This is a genomic window from Bradyrhizobium sp. CCBAU 11357 (assembly GCF_028128865.1).
In the GTDB taxonomy this organism is placed as follows: Bacteria; Pseudomonadota; Alphaproteobacteria; order Rhizobiales; family Xanthobacteraceae; genus Bradyrhizobium.
On the sequence record NZ_LBJW01000100.1, the window covers coordinates 167,949 to 184,385 of the forward strand.

General features: G+C 64.1%; 29 protein-coding genes and 1 pseudogene. 14 read left to right on the forward strand and 16 right to left on the reverse strand.

Going from position 1 to position 16,437, the window contains the following annotated elements; translation table 11 throughout:
• Positions 1 to 11: 11 nt before the first annotated feature.
• The 10 genes and pseudogenes from XI05_RS39810 to XI05_RS39815 form a co-directional block, all read right to left on the reverse strand.
• Positions 12 to 266, reverse strand: a pseudogene (locus XI05_RS39810) (helix-turn-helix domain-containing protein); the annotation flags it as partial.
• 20 nt (positions 267 to 286) lie between these two features.
• Positions 287 to 565 (reverse strand): ABC transporter substrate-binding protein, encoded by a 279-nt coding sequence (locus XI05_RS18655; protein ID WP_271504287.1) that lies wholly within the window; start codon positions 563 to 565, stop codon positions 287 to 289.
• Positions 558 to 770: a cytochrome C gene (locus tag XI05_RS18660; protein ID WP_271504289.1), complete on the reverse strand. Its 213-nt coding sequence runs from the start codon at positions 768 to 770 to the stop codon at positions 558 to 560. The genes XI05_RS18655 and XI05_RS18660 overlap by 8 nt, the downstream gene beginning before the upstream one ends.
• Positions 767 to 955 carry a hypothetical protein gene (locus XI05_RS18665; protein WP_271504292.1) on the reverse strand — a complete coding sequence of 63 codons (189 nt, stop codon included), beginning with the start codon at positions 953 to 955 and terminating at the stop codon, positions 767 to 769. The genes XI05_RS18660 and XI05_RS18665 overlap by 4 nt, the downstream gene beginning before the upstream one ends.
• On the reverse strand, positions 952 to 1,473 hold the full coding sequence (locus XI05_RS18670; RefSeq protein WP_271504295.1) for a DUF7220 family protein: 522 nt from the start codon (positions 1,471 to 1,473) through the stop codon (positions 952 to 954). The genes XI05_RS18665 and XI05_RS18670 overlap by 4 nt, the downstream gene beginning before the upstream one ends.
• Positions 1,470 to 3,374, reverse strand: coding sequence for an MT-A70 family methyltransferase (locus XI05_RS18675; protein ID WP_271504298.1), 1,905 nt, complete (start codon positions 3,372 to 3,374; stop codon positions 1,470 to 1,472). Before XI05_RS18675 ends, XI05_RS18670 begins: the two co-directional genes overlap by 4 nt.
• A complete protein-coding gene (locus XI05_RS18680) occupies positions 3,371 to 3,862 on the reverse strand; it encodes an HNH endonuclease (protein WP_271504303.1) in 492 nt (163 codons plus the stop codon). Before XI05_RS18680 ends, XI05_RS18675 begins: the two co-directional genes overlap by 4 nt.
• Positions 3,859 to 4,071, reverse strand: coding sequence for a hypothetical protein (locus XI05_RS18685; RefSeq protein WP_271504306.1), 213 nt, complete (start codon positions 4,069 to 4,071; stop codon positions 3,859 to 3,861). Before XI05_RS18685 ends, XI05_RS18680 begins: the two co-directional genes overlap by 4 nt.
• On the reverse strand, positions 4,068 to 4,382 hold the full coding sequence (locus XI05_RS18690) for a hypothetical protein (protein ID WP_271504309.1): 315 nt from the start codon (positions 4,380 to 4,382) through the stop codon (positions 4,068 to 4,070). The genes XI05_RS18685 and XI05_RS18690 overlap by 4 nt, the downstream gene beginning before the upstream one ends.
• 27 nt (positions 4,383 to 4,409) lie before the next feature.
• A complete protein-coding gene (locus XI05_RS39815) occupies positions 4,410 to 4,601 on the reverse strand; it encodes a helix-turn-helix domain-containing protein (RefSeq protein WP_433996080.1) in 192 nt (63 codons plus the stop codon).
• Between XI05_RS39815 and XI05_RS18695 the strand changes: the two genes are divergently transcribed.
• The 10 genes from XI05_RS18695 to XI05_RS18740 all read left to right on the forward strand — a co-directional run bounded on the left by XI05_RS18695 (position 4,600) and on the right by XI05_RS18740 (position 10,071).
• Positions 4,600 to 5,292 carry a LexA family transcriptional regulator gene (locus tag XI05_RS18695; protein WP_271504311.1) on the forward strand — a complete coding sequence of 231 codons (693 nt, stop codon included), beginning with the start codon at positions 4,600 to 4,602 and terminating at the stop codon, positions 5,290 to 5,292. The genes XI05_RS39815 and XI05_RS18695 overlap by 2 nt on opposite strands.
• Positions 5,289 to 5,906, forward strand: a complete 618-nt coding sequence (locus tag XI05_RS18700; protein ID WP_271504314.1) for a hypothetical protein — start codon at positions 5,289 to 5,291, stop codon at positions 5,904 to 5,906. Before XI05_RS18695 ends, XI05_RS18700 begins: the two co-directional genes overlap by 4 nt.
• Before the next feature lie 80 nt (positions 5,907 to 5,986).
• Positions 5,987 to 6,460, forward strand: coding sequence for a phospholipase (locus tag XI05_RS18705; protein WP_271504316.1), 474 nt, complete (start codon positions 5,987 to 5,989; stop codon positions 6,458 to 6,460).
• 193 nt (positions 6,461 to 6,653) lie between these two features.
• On the forward strand, positions 6,654 to 6,866 hold the full coding sequence (locus XI05_RS18710) for a hypothetical protein (RefSeq protein ID WP_271504319.1): 213 nt from the start codon (positions 6,654 to 6,656) through the stop codon (positions 6,864 to 6,866).
• A 375-nt stretch (positions 6,867 to 7,241) separates the two neighbouring features.
• The gene (locus tag XI05_RS18715; protein WP_271504322.1) at positions 7,242 to 8,399 is read left to right on the forward strand and encodes a tyrosine-type recombinase/integrase; all 1,158 of its coding nucleotides are present in this window, start codon (positions 7,242 to 7,244) and stop codon (positions 8,397 to 8,399) included.
• Positions 8,399 to 8,653: a hypothetical protein gene (locus XI05_RS18720; protein ID WP_271504325.1), complete on the forward strand. Its 255-nt coding sequence runs from the start codon at positions 8,399 to 8,401 to the stop codon at positions 8,651 to 8,653. Before XI05_RS18715 ends, XI05_RS18720 begins: the two co-directional genes overlap by 1 nt.
• A gap of 52 nt (positions 8,654 to 8,705) precedes the next feature.
• Positions 8,706 to 8,888 (forward strand): DUF4177 domain-containing protein, encoded by a 183-nt coding sequence (locus tag XI05_RS18725; RefSeq protein WP_271504328.1) that lies wholly within the window; start codon positions 8,706 to 8,708, stop codon positions 8,886 to 8,888.
• Positions 8,885 to 9,388: a hypothetical protein gene (locus XI05_RS18730; protein ID WP_271504331.1), complete on the forward strand. Its 504-nt coding sequence runs from the start codon at positions 8,885 to 8,887 to the stop codon at positions 9,386 to 9,388. The genes XI05_RS18725 and XI05_RS18730 overlap by 4 nt, the downstream gene beginning before the upstream one ends.
• An 11-nt stretch (positions 9,389 to 9,399) precedes the next feature.
• Positions 9,400 to 9,723 carry a hypothetical protein gene (locus tag XI05_RS18735; RefSeq protein ID WP_271504334.1) on the forward strand — a complete coding sequence of 108 codons (324 nt, stop codon included), beginning with the start codon at positions 9,400 to 9,402 and terminating at the stop codon, positions 9,721 to 9,723.
• A gap of 39 nt (positions 9,724 to 9,762) precedes the next feature.
• Positions 9,763 to 10,071, forward strand: a complete 309-nt coding sequence (locus tag XI05_RS18740; RefSeq protein ID WP_271504337.1) for a hypothetical protein — start codon at positions 9,763 to 9,765, stop codon at positions 10,069 to 10,071.
• On the opposite strand, the gene XI05_RS18745 is transcribed toward XI05_RS18740, so the two are convergent.
• From XI05_RS18745 to XI05_RS18755, 3 genes are all read right to left on the reverse strand, one after another.
• Positions 10,068 to 10,550: a hypothetical protein gene (locus XI05_RS18745; RefSeq protein WP_271504339.1), complete on the reverse strand. Its 483-nt coding sequence runs from the start codon at positions 10,548 to 10,550 to the stop codon at positions 10,068 to 10,070. The two genes, XI05_RS18740 and XI05_RS18745, sit on opposite strands and share 4 nt — an antisense overlap.
• On the reverse strand, positions 10,504 to 10,815 hold the full coding sequence (locus XI05_RS18750) for a hypothetical protein (protein ID WP_271504344.1): 312 nt from the start codon (positions 10,813 to 10,815) through the stop codon (positions 10,504 to 10,506). The genes XI05_RS18745 and XI05_RS18750 overlap by 47 nt, the downstream gene beginning before the upstream one ends.
• 283 nt (positions 10,816 to 11,098) lie before the next feature.
• Positions 11,099 to 11,887, reverse strand: coding sequence for a hypothetical protein (locus XI05_RS18755; protein ID WP_271504347.1), 789 nt, complete (start codon positions 11,885 to 11,887; stop codon positions 11,099 to 11,101).
• A gap of 144 nt (positions 11,888 to 12,031) precedes the next feature.
• Here XI05_RS18755 and XI05_RS18760 point away from each other — a divergent pair, with 144 nt between their 5' ends.
• Both XI05_RS18760 and XI05_RS18765 read left to right on the forward strand, forming a co-directional pair.
• Positions 12,032 to 12,313, forward strand: a complete 282-nt coding sequence (locus XI05_RS18760; protein ID WP_271504349.1) for a hypothetical protein — start codon at positions 12,032 to 12,034, stop codon at positions 12,311 to 12,313.
• Positions 12,314 to 12,519: 206 nt separating this feature from the next.
• Positions 12,520 to 12,762 carry a hypothetical protein gene (locus XI05_RS18765; RefSeq protein WP_172789113.1) on the forward strand — a complete coding sequence of 81 codons (243 nt, stop codon included), beginning with the start codon at positions 12,520 to 12,522 and terminating at the stop codon, positions 12,760 to 12,762.
• Here XI05_RS18765 and XI05_RS18770 read toward each other — a convergent pair.
• A complete protein-coding gene (locus XI05_RS18770; protein WP_271504351.1) occupies positions 12,692 to 14,077 on the reverse strand; it encodes a hypothetical protein in 1,386 nt (461 codons plus the stop codon). The genes XI05_RS18765 and XI05_RS18770 overlap by 71 nt on opposite strands.
• A gap of 114 nt (positions 14,078 to 14,191) precedes the next feature.
• Here XI05_RS18770 and XI05_RS18775 point away from each other — a divergent pair, with 114 nt between their 5' ends.
• Positions 14,192 to 14,419, forward strand: a complete 228-nt coding sequence (locus XI05_RS18775) for a DUF2171 domain-containing protein (protein ID WP_025036201.1) — start codon at positions 14,192 to 14,194, stop codon at positions 14,417 to 14,419.
• A gap of 290 nt (positions 14,420 to 14,709) precedes the next feature.
• On the opposite strand, the gene XI05_RS18780 is transcribed toward XI05_RS18775, so the two are convergent.
• Positions 14,710 to 14,895, reverse strand: coding sequence for a hypothetical protein (locus XI05_RS18780; RefSeq protein ID WP_271504352.1), 186 nt, complete (start codon positions 14,893 to 14,895; stop codon positions 14,710 to 14,712).
• Between the two features lie 165 nt (positions 14,896 to 15,060).
• Between XI05_RS18780 and XI05_RS18785 the strand changes: the two genes are divergently transcribed.
• Positions 15,061 to 15,222 carry a hypothetical protein gene (locus XI05_RS18785; RefSeq protein ID WP_271504354.1) on the forward strand — a complete coding sequence of 54 codons (162 nt, stop codon included), beginning with the start codon at positions 15,061 to 15,063 and terminating at the stop codon, positions 15,220 to 15,222.
• A gap of 292 nt (positions 15,223 to 15,514) precedes the next feature.
• Here XI05_RS18785 and XI05_RS18790 read toward each other — a convergent pair whose 3' ends face one another.
• Positions 15,515 to 16,273, reverse strand: coding sequence for a hypothetical protein (locus XI05_RS18790; protein WP_271504356.1), 759 nt, complete (start codon positions 16,271 to 16,273; stop codon positions 15,515 to 15,517).
• Between the last annotated feature and the right edge of the window lie 164 nt (positions 16,274 to 16,437).

Genomic DNA, 16,437 nt, shown 5'->3' on the forward strand with positions numbered 1-16,437 from the left:
ACGTAGCCTGCTTCACAGAGCCGGTTGAGCGAGTTTTGGAGCGACGCGCGTGACGTCCCGATCTCTTCGGCCATGGTAGTTTGCCTGCGCACACACCACCCTGCACGATCGGTGTGACGTCCAAGCAGGCACAGCACGCGGAGATCGCTGGCTTTCAGAGATGGATCCGTCACCGCAGCGGCGGGGATGACTGAAAATCGAGGGCCTGACAAGGTGATGCTTTCTTGAGAATTCGAGTCAGCTGGACGCGCTAAGCAACGGAACACGAGAGAGGAATTGACGCTGCCTACGGCCTATCGTCGTCGATCATCACATCGACGATCGCTTGCGCAGTCATGTAATCGAAAGCGCCCGTTTCGATAGCCTTGGCCAGACGCGGCCACCATCGATCTGGAAAGCGCGCGCCGTTGACCGTGCGGCCGAAGCTCACGACCTGGTACTTGTCGAGGCCATCAACTTCGCGGTCGGCGACTTTACGGGTCAGCGCGGTGATGACGTCGGCTAACTTGAGGCCCGCATGCCCGCCAGCCGCGATCGTCGAAACAATGAGGCTGGTGTCAGGCATCGACGCAGGCCTCGCACGCGGGCGTGTTGCCGCCGCGCCGGATCAGCTCGGTGCCACGAAACCACTCTTTCCAATGCTGCGGAAACCCGCGCTCATCGCTTTCATGGCGCGAGACGCAGACGATGTCGCAGCCATTGCGCTCGCACACCTTGCGCGAGCTATGGCCATCGTCGCTGCGCACCTTTTCGCTCCAGCGGTGATTCACGATTGCGACCTCCGCACGCGAGCCTCGAGGTCGCCGAGCACGAAGGTCGTCTCAGGGCCGGAGACGTCGATCGCCGTACGCTCGGCCAGCCCGCTGCGCTGCCACCAGGCAATGGTGTAACCTGCTATGAAGCCGGCAAAAAAAACGACGAAGCCGCCGCCGATCAGGATCTCGCCGCGGATCATTTGCGCCCCCGATTGCGATCAAGTTTTTCGCCTTCGGCGACTACCAGCGCGGCAGCGCGCACCAGGTCGCGCCGGTTGTCCTGCGGCTTCCACCAGTCGAGCGACCATGGCCAAGCTATGGGTGGCTTCGGCCCGAAGCTCTCGTCCGCACGGCGGCGCCACGTCGGCATGATCGCGTAGCTAGAACCCGCGGCAGCCAGCTCGCCAACCGGATGCGCATCGTCATGCGTTGTCGACCAACCCTCCTGCTCAATCTGGCGGAATCGCTCGGCAATGACTGCCTGCATGAACGGCGACAACGGCCGACGAATATGCATAGCTTCAAAGAGCCGTCGCAGCAGATAAGATCGCGCGATCGAGATCACGGTCATGATCAGGGCGAACAGCAGATTCTGCTGAAACGAGATGATGACGCCGAGCAGCGGCAGAAAATACATCTGCGCCGCAAGGCTGATGCCGAACCCGATCGCGATATTGATGACGCTCTCGACGAGCGACATGATCTTGCTTTGCTTCACGCCTCTGCCCCCTGATGCTGTTGAACTGACGGCGGACCGACCAGTTGCGCCAGGAAGGCGCGACCGTCGTCGCTGACGGAGATCTTGGTCAGCCCGCAATGGGCAAAGCCCTTGCCGACGAGATGGCGCAGCATCTGCGGCTCGATCGCGCCGCCGGCCTCAACCGCGAGCAGCGCCAGTTGCTCGGCCAGCTCGTCGTCATCAACCGGCAGCCGCGTTTGGCGCGCGACGTCGACCACCTCCGGCGGCGGTGCATCGTCGATCTGGCGCGCGACGTCGAAAAGCGACATTTGCGGCGCGCGATACGGCTCAGTCAGATCAGCCTTCGGCGCCGGTAGCGCAGCCTCGGCCGCCTCGAGCTCGCGCAGGCGGTCCCAGCCCTTGCCGCGCAGCGCCCATTGACCTGAGGCCTGATAGGCCATCTCGCGCGCCAGCCAGTGCGGACCGAGCACGTCGCAGAGCGCGCGCTTGGGATGGCAGAAGTCAGACAGTATCTTGAGCTGCTCGCGTTCTGGCAATTCAAGCGCGTCGAGATCGGACGGCGCCAACCATTCAGAGCCGGCGAGCTGGTCGATGGTGACGACGTCGTTGTCGTCATAAGGCGCGCGATCGTCCGCGACGGCCGCAGCGGCGCTGGCCCCGTCAGTTGCTTCCGCTGCGGCCGCCTTGTCGACGCCGCCATGCGGCGGCGCGACGTGCTCACCGGAGGGCTCCGGGAGATCATCGCCCACCGGCGACGAGCTATCGCTCGCGCCGGACGGGTTGCCGATCGCGCCTTCCGGCGCGACGGCGGCTTGATTGCCCCACGCGCCCCAGCCTTCCGGCAGCGGGTGCTCGGCGTCGACGCGGGCGAACAGCTCGAGGACCGGCAGGCCGCCGGCCATCGAGGCGATCATCTCGCGGTAGAAATCCGGCTTGCGCGAGTGCTCGCGCGGCCGCTCGCGATGATTGGAGCCGAACTTTTTCTCCGGCATCGGCAGCCCCTGCCCCCGCTTGAACAGCAAGAGCAGCTCGTCCTGGTCGCGAAAGATCTTTCCAGTGCCGGCGACGCCCGGATGATCGGGGTCGGTCTTGGTCCAGACGGCCAGCGTCGAATAGCTGTCAAAACCCCAGGACTTCGCCACGGCATAGCCCAGCGGCATCGGCACCCTGGCGCGGACGATCTCGCCGGTGCCGACGACCTCGACCTCGGTCTCGATCTCATGCAGCGCGAAGGCGTGCGCGCGCGGAATCCAGAGAAACAGCCAGGCGTCGGGCAGCATCATCTCGGCGACCGGCAGCGCGCAGATCTCGTCCCACGTCATGGTAGGGTAGTGGTTTTCGTAAGAGCGGTCGGTCACGCCCTGGTATCGGCGCCAGGCCGGGTCGGCGTAGATGACCGGATATTTCCGGCCCGACGGCGCGAGCTGCGCCGAGGCATCCGAAAGAGTGCGCGCCAGGTTACGGCGGTGCTCGGCGCCCTGCTCATCCGTCACGATGCGCGTGATGTCCATCGAAACGCGCCCTTTGAGGGAGCGCATCACGGCCTCGTGGTGCTCGATTGCCCGCTCGAAATCGGCCGGCGCCATGTCGGCGATGCGCTGGGCGCGCGCGGAGAGCTTGCGATCGATCCCCGCCTCGGCCAACGTGGCCGGGCGGTCTACCTGTTCCCGCTCGGACTGGTAGGGCTGGCCGCCCTTGGCGAGCCCAACGGATTTTTTCTGCTCGCGGACCAGCTCCCCAAGCCGCCGTTCAGCTCGGAAGCGGATCTTGGCGGCGTGGATCTGCAGCTCCACGTTCCGGGCCACCTGCCCGGCAAGGCGAATGGCCTCCCATTCGTCCCGGATCTGCAGGACCTCATCGACCGCGACTGCCTCGGCCAGGGCGCGGCGCGCCGCCTCGTATCGGACCAGCTCGGTCAAAACGGGATCTCCTCGAGCTGTTCACGCGCCGGCAGGCTGGCGAGCAGCCCGGCCAGGATGCTGTCGAGGCTCGGCGCCTCGCCGCGGGTGCGGCGGTTGATGATGTTCTCCCGCTGCGTCAGCCAGCGCCGGTTGCTGCGTCGATTATCGAGCGGCTGGCCGTTGACGTGGTCCACGACATGGGATGCAACGAAGTCGGCATCACGCGGATCGTTGCGGATCTGCAGCTCGCGATGCATCCGCACCGTGTCGCGCCGCTCGCCCGTGTTCCGCTTCGCATAAAGCTGCCATTCCTTGCCCTGGCCGCCGTGCCAGACGTTCCACTGCCACTGCATCAGCCAGTCGAAGTCGTCGGCGTCGACCAGCGTCCACACCGGCTTGCGCGAGGACAGCCAGATGCGTCGCCACGGCGTCCAGGAAAGGTCGACGAGGTCGGCCTCGAACGCGACCGCGCGCACACCGACGAGGTTGACCGGCGCCTGCATCATTCGAGCAGGCCCTCGTCGGCGCGGAAGGGAATCGCCTCCCCGTAAGCAAGAACGGACTCAGCGTCCCAGTTCGGCGGCACCGGCATCGGCAGAAAGGCCCGGTGGCCCAATACGATGATCAGCGGCGCCTCGTCCACGATGACGACGCGAACCGCACCGACGATCACCCGCCGGTCGATCCCGAAAAGGATGGCGCGGGCGGCCCTCACTGACGCTTGACCCAGCGGAAGCCGAAGCCGCGGTCGACGCGATGCAGAAACGGCTGCGCGCCGGCCGCAACAGCCAGCCCAAACCCGATGACCAGGACCACGGCGAGCATAACGAGCACCCGCAAATCCTCAGCGTCCGCGATGCGCGTGGCGACGTCTGACATTGGCCCCTCTCCCTGCGAAAACCCCTTGAAATGCAGCCCCGACGCGCGTTCTCCACACGCGTCCACAGCAGGCCGAGCGGTGACGCGGACCTGGTTGTCCACAAGCCAAAAAATTGGTGGTCGCGGCGCGGTGCCGGCATCGATCATCGTGTCGTCCAGAGGCCATGTTCCTGGTCATGGAACGGACCTCGACTGCTCGATCGAACGAATCTCCCGCTCCAATGCGCGGCGCGCCGGCCCTCGGGACGGAGGACCATTCGCCTCCCAACGGTGAATGGTACTTTGGTCGACCCCGAAACGTTCGCCGAAGACGGCCTGGCTCTCGCCAACCATCTCCCTCGCTTCACGAATCAAGGCCCCATTCATGACGCAACAATGCTTTTTGCATTACTATCGTCAATGCCTTTTGCATTCTAGTCCAATGCAAAATGCATTTATGGCTGAGATGCACGATAGGCTGGCCGCGGCCCGCAAAGAAGCTGGTTTTGCAACCGCAAGGGCTGCCGCTGACGCGCTGGGCGTTAGTGAGGTTACCTATGTCCAACATGAGAACGGGCGACGCGGCTTCAAAAGAGACGCAGCAGACCAGTATGCACGGAAGTTTCACGTTTCGCTGGAATGGCTGCTGACCGGAAAAGGCGCCAAAGAACGCCGCCCGAGACGGCAGTCAGCCGATGAATTGCGCTATGTGCCGCTCGTCGGGTATGTCGGTGCGGGCGCACAAACGCACTTCTTTGCAAACGATGCCCCGCTCGATGAGGTGCCCGCGCCGAACGGCACGACCGACTCGACGGTTGCGGTTGAGATCCGCGGCGAGAGCTTGGGATCGTTCTTTGATCGATGGCTTGTATTTTACGACGACGTCCGCCGCCCCGTTACGGCGGACCTGATCAATCGTCTTTGCGTCGTCGGCCTGGACGATGGCCGTATCCTGATCAAAAAAGTCCAGCGCAGCAAAGCACGCGGGCTGTTTCATCTCCTCTCTCAGACCGAACCGCCAATTCTGGACGTGAAAATTGACTGGGCTGCCGCTGTCAAGAATTTGGTGCCTAAGTGAACTCGATCGAAAAGACCTCAATCGCGATGGTCGCAGTGCTCGGTGGCACCATTTTCTTTGCGTATGCCGTCCTCAGCTACGAGAAGGAAATTCGGGAATGTCGGGAGGCAGCCAGCGCTGCAGGATTTTCCGACTGCGACGTGTTTTCGCAGGCAAAGGCCGCCGGGATTACCCAAGCCTCGAAATGGGCCGAGAAGCAACGTCAGGACCAAGCGGCCGCTGACGAGCGAGCGAGAGAGCGTGAACGCTCCGCAAAGGCCAAGCAGGAGATGCAAGAACAAGTCGCAGCCATCAAGGCCGAGCTTAGCCGCAACCCCGCTAGCAAGATGAGCATACCTGACTTCACATGGAAGATCAGCGGATTCGGCAACGTAGCCCTCGTCAGCCCCACGATCGAGAACAAAAACAACTTCGAGGTCAAAGACATCGTCATCGAGTGTAATTTCTCGGCCAAAAGCGGGACGCAACTCTCGACCACGAACCAGACCATATTTGACACCGTTAAGGGAAACTCCAAACGCACCTTCAAAGAGGTCAACGTAGGCTTCATCCATAGCCAGAGCGCAAGGGCGTCCTGCCAAGTGAATTCGGCGAAACGAGCCTTGCTGGATTGATAATGCTATTTGCATTGACTCTATAATGCGTTTTGCATTATTGATGTTTCCCGTGAAACATTCACGGGAGACTCGCCGCCGTGCCACGCATCACCGATCTATCAGCCAAGGACTTTGACGCGCAGCTAAAGCTGCACGGTTTTTTCCAGGTACGCGCCGAGAACCGCTTCGCCGACATCCGCATCAAAGGCATGCCGCGCACCGAGCCGGTGATGCGCGGACGGCGCATCGACCGGCAGGCCACGCTCGAGGCCCTGCTCGCGGCCCGCAAGGCGCACCAGGACGCCGCCGCAGCCGCCGAGGCGGCCCAGATCGAGCGCGAGCGCATCGCCGAGACGATAGCTCCCGCCGCCCTGCCCGCGGCCCGCGCCAGCTTGGCCGGCGCTGCCGCCATCGCCCAGCTCGCCGACGACTTCATCACCATCACCACCCGCAACGAGGGCGCCGCCCTCCCCGACCTCATGAGGATGGGCTGGCGCAAAAGCCAGCTGTTCGAACATGCGGACGCCGCGCGCACGCTGGCCTATTCCCGGCAGAACGGGGCTGCCTGCTAATGTGCGTCTACTTCCCCGACCTCCTCCTCGCTTGTGGCTGTCCCGACTGCAGCGTCTGCGTCGACAGGGAATTACCGCTGCCGCTGCCTGACGCCCGCGGGGTTTCACAATGGCGAGAGGTGCAATGCCGGATTTCCGTTGGCATCGAGGCGCCGCTGTCGCGCACACCCGTTCTGGTTGCGGAGCGACGCGGATGAGCGCACACTTCTCGTCACGGTCCTACTATCTCCGCCTGCTTGAACTCGGCCAATTCGAGCGGCGCGCGCGCGGCGGCTGGCGGTTCGGTACGCGGCGGATCAGCGACCGGGTCGTCACGCAGCTGATCGCCAGCGGCCACGCGGAGATCGTTGGCGATGATGGGCGCTGGCTCCAGCGCGCGCCGCAGGTGACGGGAGAGCCGGGATGACATGCATTGTCGTCGCTGTCGCCATCGTAGCGCTCGCGTCCGCAATCGCGGTCGCCGCGTACCGCCGGGCCTTTGTGCGGGGTCGCCGGCAGGGCCTCGAAGACGCTGGCGCGCTGATCCTCAACGCGCCAGAGGAAAACGAGCGGCCATGAGCAGCGCCCCGCTCTCCCCCGCCCTCGAGTCCCATTTCCGGGACTTCGTCACGATCGACGTTCCACAACTGTCTCGGCTGTTCCCAATGGACCGGAAAACCATCAAGCGCCATATTGACGCCGGCCGCCTGCCCGACCGCAGCAAGGGCTTGGGCCGGGACAAGCCGCGCCGCTGTTTCACCCGCGCGGACATCGAGGCACTTTTGACAGGGGACCGAGGGCCATGTCCGTCTACCGAGACAAGCGCTCGCAATTCTACCAATACGAATTCCAGATCCAACGTCGTCGGTTTTACGGCTCCACGCAACGGGACAATGAACTCGAGGCCCGCGAGGTCGAGAAGGAAATGCGACGCGACGCCATCGCGCAGCTCGAGCGCGAGCGAGCCGAGCAGCGCGCCCCACTAACGCTGCAGCGCGCGTGCGACCGCTGGTGGAACGAGCACGGCCAGCATCTCGCCGACCTCAAGATAAAAAGCTCACTCGACCGCATCGTCGAGATCCTCGGCGCCAAGACGCAGCTGCATGACATCATCGACGACACGGTCTCGCGCCTGGTGGCCGAGCGACGCAAGGACACGCGGCGAGACTCGACGATCGTCGAGCGCGGCCGCGCCAAGATCATCCGCCGGCCGATCACCGCGACGACCGTCAATCGCACCATCGACCTACTGCGCCGGGTGATGCGCCGCGCCAAGGAAAACTGGAACGCCTATCTGCCGAACGAGCCGACCTGGAAAAAGCACCGGCTGAAGGAGACCAGGCGCCCGGTGCGCGAGATCTCGGCGGCCGAGGAACACGCCCTCGATGCGGCCGAAAATTTCGACTATGCCGAGCTGCGGCGCTTCGCCATCATCACGGGCTTGCGACGGCGCGAAATGCTGATCACCTGGCCGCAAGTCGACTTTGAGAACGCCACCATCCAAGTGCAGGTCAAGGGCGGCGGCTGGCGCACCATCCCGCTGACGAAAGAAGCCTATGCAATGCTCTGGCGCCGGCGCGGCCATCATGCTGAATTCGTCTTCACGACCAAGGCGCAGCGCAATTGGAAGAACTGGCGTAACCCGAACGATCGCCGCATGAAGGGCGAGCGCCACCCCGTCACCTATGAGGGCTTCGGCTCGCACAAGGACCGCGCGTGGTCCAAGGCCGGCGTCAAGGCACGCATCCACGACCTGCGCCACACCACCGGCATGCGAACGCTGCGCAAAACGCGCAACCTGCGCGTGGTGCAGGAGCTGCTCGGCCACACCGACATCAAAACGACGTCGAACTTCTACACGGCCGCAACGGTCGACGACGTCCGCCAGGCGATGGAAGAAACGCACGGCACGCGCGAGATCGCCCCAGCGGCGCCGCGGCTGGTGGACAAGGGCGAGTGATGGCGCGGGAGCAAAAGATCACGCTCGGCCAGATGCGCCAGCCGGAGGGCGGCCGCGGCGGGACGCGCGCCCTTCTGATCTATTGCGCCGACTACCGCTGCGGCCACATGGTGCGGCTGGCGCCGGACGTGGTCGACCAATGGCCGGACGAGATGCGCCTGTCCGACCTCGAGCCGCAATTCACCTGCAGCAAATGCGGCCGGCGCGGCGCCGACGCGCGGCCGGATTCGTCCGCCCCTTCGGGGACAGGCTAGGGAGAGCGAGAATATGTGGAGATATCATGCGCAACGCCTCGAGGAGCCACTCGTGGTGAATTACAGCGATCGACTGACGGCGAACCTTCAACGGGCGCTTTCCGGCGAGGAGCAGGACGCATATGCCCCGCGGACAATCGAGATCCTGAACAGCCTTGGCGCGGACGGTTGGGAGCTGGTGACCATAGCGCGAGACCAGGACGGACCCGTGGCCTTTTTCAAGCGCCAGACATGAAACCCGCTAGGAGCACGGCGGAAATAACGCACCACCGGCGCCGGCTGGGCATCTGTGAAGCCGAGCGGGCGAAGGCGGTTGCGCTTGTGCGCGGCACGGCCTCGAGCTGCGAGGCTGCCGCGCTGGCGGGCATAGAGATCGCATTCGACGCAGCAGGCGCCCGACGTCTGGCCGAACTGCTCGAACTCCTGGCGGATCTCCTCGAGGACGGCGCCGGCGTCGCCGACGCCCACCCCCCGGAGAACACCCCGGAGCGCGGCGCCGTGCGACTCGAGGCCCGGCCCTGCCTCTATTGCAACAGCACCCAAGCCGGCGTGCGGACGATTGGAGGCGGAGCCCTTCGCCAGGTGGCGTGCATGGCCTGCCAAGCGCGCGGCCCGGAAATGGACGATCGCGACGCTGCCGTGCTGGCCTGGAATTTCGCCTGCGTGGCGACCGCCGCGTTTGTCGCGCCGCTGGCGGACCCCCCGGCACTTCGCAGCCCACCCGAACCCGGCTAGGAGCCTCGCCGATGCGCCCAAGCGACCCCGCCCCTCGCAGGACAGCCCCCAGGGGCAAAATAACGCGCCGGTGGCCCGCGCTGAGCGATGGCGCACGCGCAGTCCTGACGACTGCCGCGCTGCTCGACGGCGAGTGGTTCGTCAACGCAGAGAACTTCGACGCTGCCGCCGAGCTGGTGCGGAAGGGACTGGCCGAGGTGCAGGACGGCGATGAAGGTCTCGACCTTCTTCTGACCGCCAAGGCCAGCGCACTGGTGTTCAAAACCCCGAAGAAAACCCGTAGGGCGGGACTGAGGCTCCCGCGTTCGCGGCCCGATGACAGAGCATCGTCGTAACATCAACCATGGCGCCGGCGCCGCGGTGACCGAGGACGAATGACCCGGCTTCGCAAGAACGCTTCGCAGGGCGCAGGGCGCGAGCAAAAGATCACGCTCGGCGAAATGCGCCACCCGGAAGGAGGCCGCGGCGGCACGCGCGGTCTATTGGTCTATTGCGGCAACTATCTTCGCTGCGGCCACATGGTGCGCCTGCCGCCCGCCGAGGTCGACCGCTGGGGCGACGATGTCAGGCTGTCGGACCTCGAACCGCAACTCACCTGCAGCAAATGCGGCCATCGCGGCGCTGACGTGCGACCGGATTTCGATGCGCCGCTGACGAATTCGACACTCAAGACCCGCAGCTAAGCGCTCAACGAGGTCGATGGCGAGCCATCCGTGGTCCCCTTAAGCGCCTGATCAAACTTCGCAGCTAGGGCCTGGTTGATCGGAATGATTTCCTTGGCCCTCTTGCTCAGTTGCCTGTTCGCGCCTTTCGACTTAGTGCCCCGAACCGCGCCGTGATACCAATTTCGCCAAGTGGGATCGTGCTCCACCGTGGCTTTGACGGCGTGGATCTCGGCGATTGTCACGGACGCCGCGCCGACGGGATCGCGCACAGCCGGGTACATTGCTGTCGGCTCCAAGCCATCGAACGCCAAGATCTGCTCGAGGTCGCCGGACAAGGTGCCATCCTTCCCGGAGGACGGCTTGAATGCCGCAGACGAAATCACGTACCGCCCAAGGTTTTCATCAAAAACGAGATGATGCGGCGAACGAAGACTGCGGATGAAACGAAACTCAGGCTGCAGCTTCGAAGAATGCCATTTGCGCCGGAGCAGCAGCATGAGGGGCATGGTGCACGCGCGCAGCAATCCAGGGCGCCCAACGATAAAAGAGAGCAAACGCTTCCTCGCCGTCACCGTCGAACTCCGCACCAGTCGCATGATCTCGAACCCAGATCGACATCGCTCCATCAGTATCGAGATCGAGCTCCAGCTCACCGCGCCGGGTATGCCATTCAATTTGAAGACTGCCGTCACCGCCAGGAACGAGACGCGGCGCAACTACGTCGCTCGCAGCGTCTTTTAGAGCGGTATCGACGTAAAACATTGCGCGCGCCAGAATCTCAGGTGACAGCGCCACCGACCCAGGCCCGTCCCAGCCAGCCTTTAATGCGGCAAGGCCGCGAGCGTTAGCTGCGAGCTGGTCAGCCCACACACTCGTGCGCCCTTCTTCGACGCGCAAAGGTTGCGCCCCACGCGCAGGCGGCGGCGCAGAATGAGATGCGTCAAGCCACCCGAACCTGTCGCTCAGTGTGACGAAAGGTGCCGGAGGCGGCAAATTCGCAGGATTCGCGAGCAAGACGCTTGTCAACGAACCAGCTAAAAATTGGTTAATCGGCATCTGAAATCATCGCGCTCTGGTAGATTTCGCGAATCTTAGCATGAACATCACTTATAATATGATTGCTTTCCTCACCATCTGCAACCGTCGCCATACCTTGGAAATTGAAGTTGAGAACCCGAATCGCCGGCGGGGCCTGCCCCAGGGCGACGGCGGCCGTGACGACTGCCCTCATCGGCTCATCGTCGGGACCCGGGTACACTCGCTCGCCCCACTGCACGAGGAAACCATTCACACGGCGCCCCCCCGGCTGAACGAATCGGAAAACTTCGGAAATCCGTTTTTGCTTTCCTTCCACCTCCAGGGGCGTCGCATTGAGATAATTGACCTCGACAAGGCGATACTGTGGCCTGGCCCGGAATCGGCCCTCGATCCAATCCTCGACGCGCGAGCGCATTTCGGTCCAAAGAGCGAGCATTCTTTCGAAGCCGGGGTAGTCCGCCGGCAAACCTACCGGCTCGATTCGCGCCCAGCCAAAAGCCAGCCTGTCGTTCTGAAGCTGCAAGGTGTAGCGACCATCTTGGGACCGCAGTAACATTCGCGGGAGCATTGTTCCCATGCCGAATTCGATAGCGGGCCCTTGGGGCGCGCCAGCCGTGGGCATGTTCGCGGTAGGAAGCGGAGGCAATTCCTGATGCAGGGGAAAGTCCGGAAATGAGGAGACCCAGTTAGCAAGGTCCATCAAGCCGAGCGGCAACGGTGCGCGAAAATGACCAGCCAAGACGAATTCTTGCAACGTTGTGGTGGCCGCGGGCGCGACACTTAGAGCCTGGACCATAGAAACTCTCCCAATGCGCCGGAACCAAAGCATTCTGGTTGCGCCACGGCAAGAACACTTGTGGACTACGCCTAACAGAGAGGACCGCTATAGTTCCCAGCGCGCGGGCCGCCCATCGCCCAGAACCCGTTAGGAAGCCCGTCCATGCGCCCAAATGACCCTGCCCCGCCCTCCGGCAGCCCCGACGCCGAGTTGTCGCACCAGCAAGGCGCTGTGCAGCGCATGGACGCACTCGAACTTCAATTGAGGATCCTCGAGCGCGATCAGGCACGCGCCGAGCGGGACCAGCTGGCCGCGCTGCTTGCGGAGGTGAACGCCGTGCTGCAGGAGGCTTGGCCAGCGGATACGAAGGTCCGTTACCTGACCGAGCGGCTAGAGGGCGCGGCCCCGGAGAAAACCCCGGAACGCAGCGCGGACGGCAGCTAAGGCTTTGCTGAGTAGCGGATAATTTGTCCTCGCCCGGAATGTTTCTACTCCGCGGGTTGCAGGTTCGAGTCCTGCCGGGATCGCCACTCACGATTTTGCAAAGCCGGCGCCCATCACGAACGCGTGGGTAACCATATGCCGGCCTTTGAACGGTGCCGACCAGCACTATGTTAGCGCCGGGCGAGACGGGCCCGACAGGTTTCTGAATGCAGCAATCCGAGCTGACGAGAATGGCGATCGCATCTGCGGTCGCGGTCGTTGCGATATCGTATCTGGCAATCGACGCAGGCGTGGTGAACACCAATGTGGTCACGCGACCCATCAAGCTGGCCCAGGCCTCGATCATTGGCGCCGCAACGGGACAACGTCAGCCTGCATTTACCCTTCAGGAGTGGGCGCGCCGCGACCGCGAGAAGCCGCAACTGGAATATTGCCTGGCGGTCGACTGATCGACGCGCCCTCCGCCGGGCTGTCGACAGACACGTCACCGCCAGCCGGCTGATGACCGCGCCACCACCGCGTAATGGCAGCGGTGAGATCGCCCCACACCTCGGTCGGCAAATCCGGGACCGCCACCCGGACACTGTACTGATCCGTCATCGCATCGTGAAACCATTCGGTCGCGGCGAAGTCGAAACCGAAGCTGCCGGCGTGGCGGATGGGAAAGCCCTCGCGACGCAATTCGCAGCTCATGTCCTCGGCAGCCTGCCGGGCTGCCGCCTCGTCGAGCGCGCGCTGTCCGCGAAGGGTCACGTAGAGACTGTGGGTGAAGCGAAGCTGAGCCGAGAGCGCCGGGATCTCGGCGGCAAAGTATCGCGCCGAGCTTCGGCCGTTACGCAAGATCGCCGCCACGCGCCGCTTCGTCAGCGCCCAGTACGCCGCGCTGCCTGCGAAGGGCGGGAAGTGGGCCGGCAATGCCGCACCGCCGAGCAGCCGCACCGCATTGCGCGTTTCGGACGCGAGACGTGTCCATTCAATGTCCCCTGCCCGCGGCGAACGCTCGTGCCCGTGCACGAAGACGGCTGAGCCGAGCCGGCCATATTCCGCTCCGAGCGAGTCGAGCTTGTTGTGGCTTCGCACCAGCACCAGCGGAATTCCGTGCCACCTGGCCCACCTCAAGACCCGCCTGATGCGACCCGACCTGCCGGCGAAGCACGTCGTATCGAAAATCAGGAGATCGAGGCCCGAGCCGTCACGGCGCAGCACCGCCTCGATGGCGCCGGCGACGGAACAGGAATCCAGCAGCAGGATTCGCGGCGAGCTCACCCGTGCCAACGCATCGCCCAGCGGCAGCTTCAAGGCCTCGATGCGCAAATGCGGGATGAAGCTTCGGATCAGCTCCAGCGTCTCACCGTAGGAGCCTGGCAGCACCAGGATGTCGCCCTTCGCAACGATCCGCGCGGAGGCAAGCAGCACCGCGGAGATCGCCGCCATTCCCGAGGCGGTGTAGATCGCCGTGCTCGTGCAGCCGCCATCGAGCGCGTAGAACGACGGCCCGCGTACCGTGAGATCGGCCCGCTGGTAATCGTAACTGAACTCGAACGGCCCGCTGGCGGGATCGGCCGTGTGCGACCAGGCCGTCTCGGTCGCCTTCCACTCGTGCAATTCGTGCTCCGCCCTGAGCGCCGCGGTGATCTGGAATTTGGATTTGACGACGTCGTCGACGGAACACGGCGGCGCCAAATCGAGCGGGTTTCTCAGGCTGCCGTTCAACAGCCTGAGTTCCGCGTGCTTGCGTTCCAGATAGGCTCGAATGGTCTCCATTGCGCTTCTTGACAGGTCCAATCAGGCGTCAACGTCTGGAAAACCCAGCGGGTCCAACGCGCCTGCTGCAACGAACAGGCGCTTTCGCAGTTGAATCCATGCAAGGAGGACAGCATGGCTGACATCAGAGAGCACATGAAAATCATCGGCAAGGACGGCGCACATGTCGGCACCGTCGATCGCCTCGAGGGCAACCGCATCAAGCTGACGCGCAAGGACAGCCCGGAAGGTCACAAGGACCATCATCACTATATCGACACGAAATATGTCGGTGCCGTCGAAGGCGACGTCGTCAAGCTGTCGGTGAATGCCGACGCCGTTCCGAAGACGGAAGCGGCGTAAAACACTGAGCCCCTGCGGGGGCTTTTTGTTTGTTCACGGTCCGACTCCGCTTCGTTCGCGAGCACGAATCGCGAGCGCAATTCGATCGCGCGGCGCATTCGTTAACGAGGGCTTGCTGCGGTGGAAGATCGCTGCAATTCGATGGCCTTCATCACTGCGGATCGATCGGGAACGAATGCGCGATCAGCGCGTTGGATAACCGAACAGAGTGGTGCCGACCCGCCAGCCCCGGTCGGCTTTGAAGGACCCCGTGCTTGTCCCCCGAGCACGGGGTTTTTCTCATGTCAGTGCTATCGGACCGGCGGTCTGTGCCCGGCCGGATGCGAGGCGCCGGCTTGCTCATCGCGCAGATCGCGGGCGAGCTCGTGCCATGCCAGGGCCAGCTGGATCAGCCGTTGCCGGTCGACACCCTCGGCCTCCGCGGCGCGCTTCATTGCGGCCTCGGCCTCATGTTGCGGATCGTACTCGGTGTACATGAGGCAGACTCTAGCCGGCCATCTGGACAAGCGCGTGGCAATTTCGTTCCGTATGATTGCGGGGTCCCCCGCCAGCCGCGTGGACCGATCTGTGAACCACGTCACAGCCTGTCCGCGACATCTCCGCTAAACAAGCTGCCAAGGCTTCATGGGTGATGTCTGGTCATGACACGCAAAGCAGCAACCGAAGTCATCGTGCCGACGCAGCGACATCACGCGGACCTGCTCGGCATCGCCTATCTCGGCACCATCGGCGTCGTCATGGTGGCCTGGATCGCCGGCCTGGTCTGGGCCTCGATCGCGTTCTTCAACTGGCTCGTGTCCTGACGCGCGACGTGGTCGGTCTGCCCGCTGATCCTGCCTTAGATCAGGCTAGGCAGCACCTGCGCGAGTTTAATTCCGCCGCAAACGATCATGGCCCAGAGCGCCAGGCTGATCTGGATGGCATCCAGCATGTCCCACATCCCCGCGAATCATCCCGTCATTTTTCTTTGAGATTTGCGTGGAGCGGCGGCGAGCGCCAGAGCCAATTCGAACCAACCGCCGGCGTTCAAGAAGATGAGGCGAGCCCGAGCCCGCCTCAATGGTCCGATCCGGCAAGGAAAACTCAATAGAAAACTCAATAGCAGGCGCGGGGATCGGCCTGCACATATTGGCCGTTCGGATAACGGTAGTAGCAGGCGCCCTGCGCCCAGTAATAGCCGGGCTGGGCTGCGGCGGTCGCACCGGCGATTGCGCCCGTCGCACCGCCGAGGACCGCGCCAGCGGCAGCCCCTGTTGCATTGCCTGAGATCAGCCCGCCCAGCAGGCCGCCGACGATCGCACCGCCAAGCGCGCTTGCGCCGGGATCAGCCGGTGGCGGCGGCGGAGGTGGCGGCGCATAGGCCACCGGAGGCGGGGCGTAGGCTACCGGCACGTCGTCGATATAGTCCTCTGAGATGTAGGCCGGCGGGCCAGCCATGCGCTGCGGATAATAGTACCAGACGCCGCCAACGTCCCACCACCAGCCGGACCGGCCATGGCGGACTTCGTGGCGCCAGCGTCCGCCCTCCCAGGCGAGATTGCCGCGATAGCTGTGTCCGCCCCAGTCCCGTGCCGGAGCAGGACCGCGCGCAACATGACGTCCGGGCGGCGGGCCGCCGGCATTGTGACCTGCATGGGGCTGACCGCCGGGCTGCGCAGGGCGGGTCGCCTGCTGGGGTGGAGGGCCCTTGCGCATGGACGGATTGGCCTGTGGCGGCGCGCCTGCGGCCGGCCCGGCCGGCGGTGGGCTTGCGTCTTTCGGTGGCCTGGCCTCCTGGGCCTGCGCCGACAGCGCGAGCAACGAGATGGCGGAGACCACGGGAATGATGATCTTGATGCGTTTGGACGCACTCATGCGTGCTAGCCCCCTGCTCTTTCCATGGCCATGATTTCCGGGCGCGATCGACGAATCGCCGCGCGCCGGGCTGATGCCGGCCGAAATCACTGCCCTGCTTGATCGGCTAAGTCCCGTTACAAATGATTAAGATCAGGACCTTTTTTCAGCCCTGCGGGTCGTGC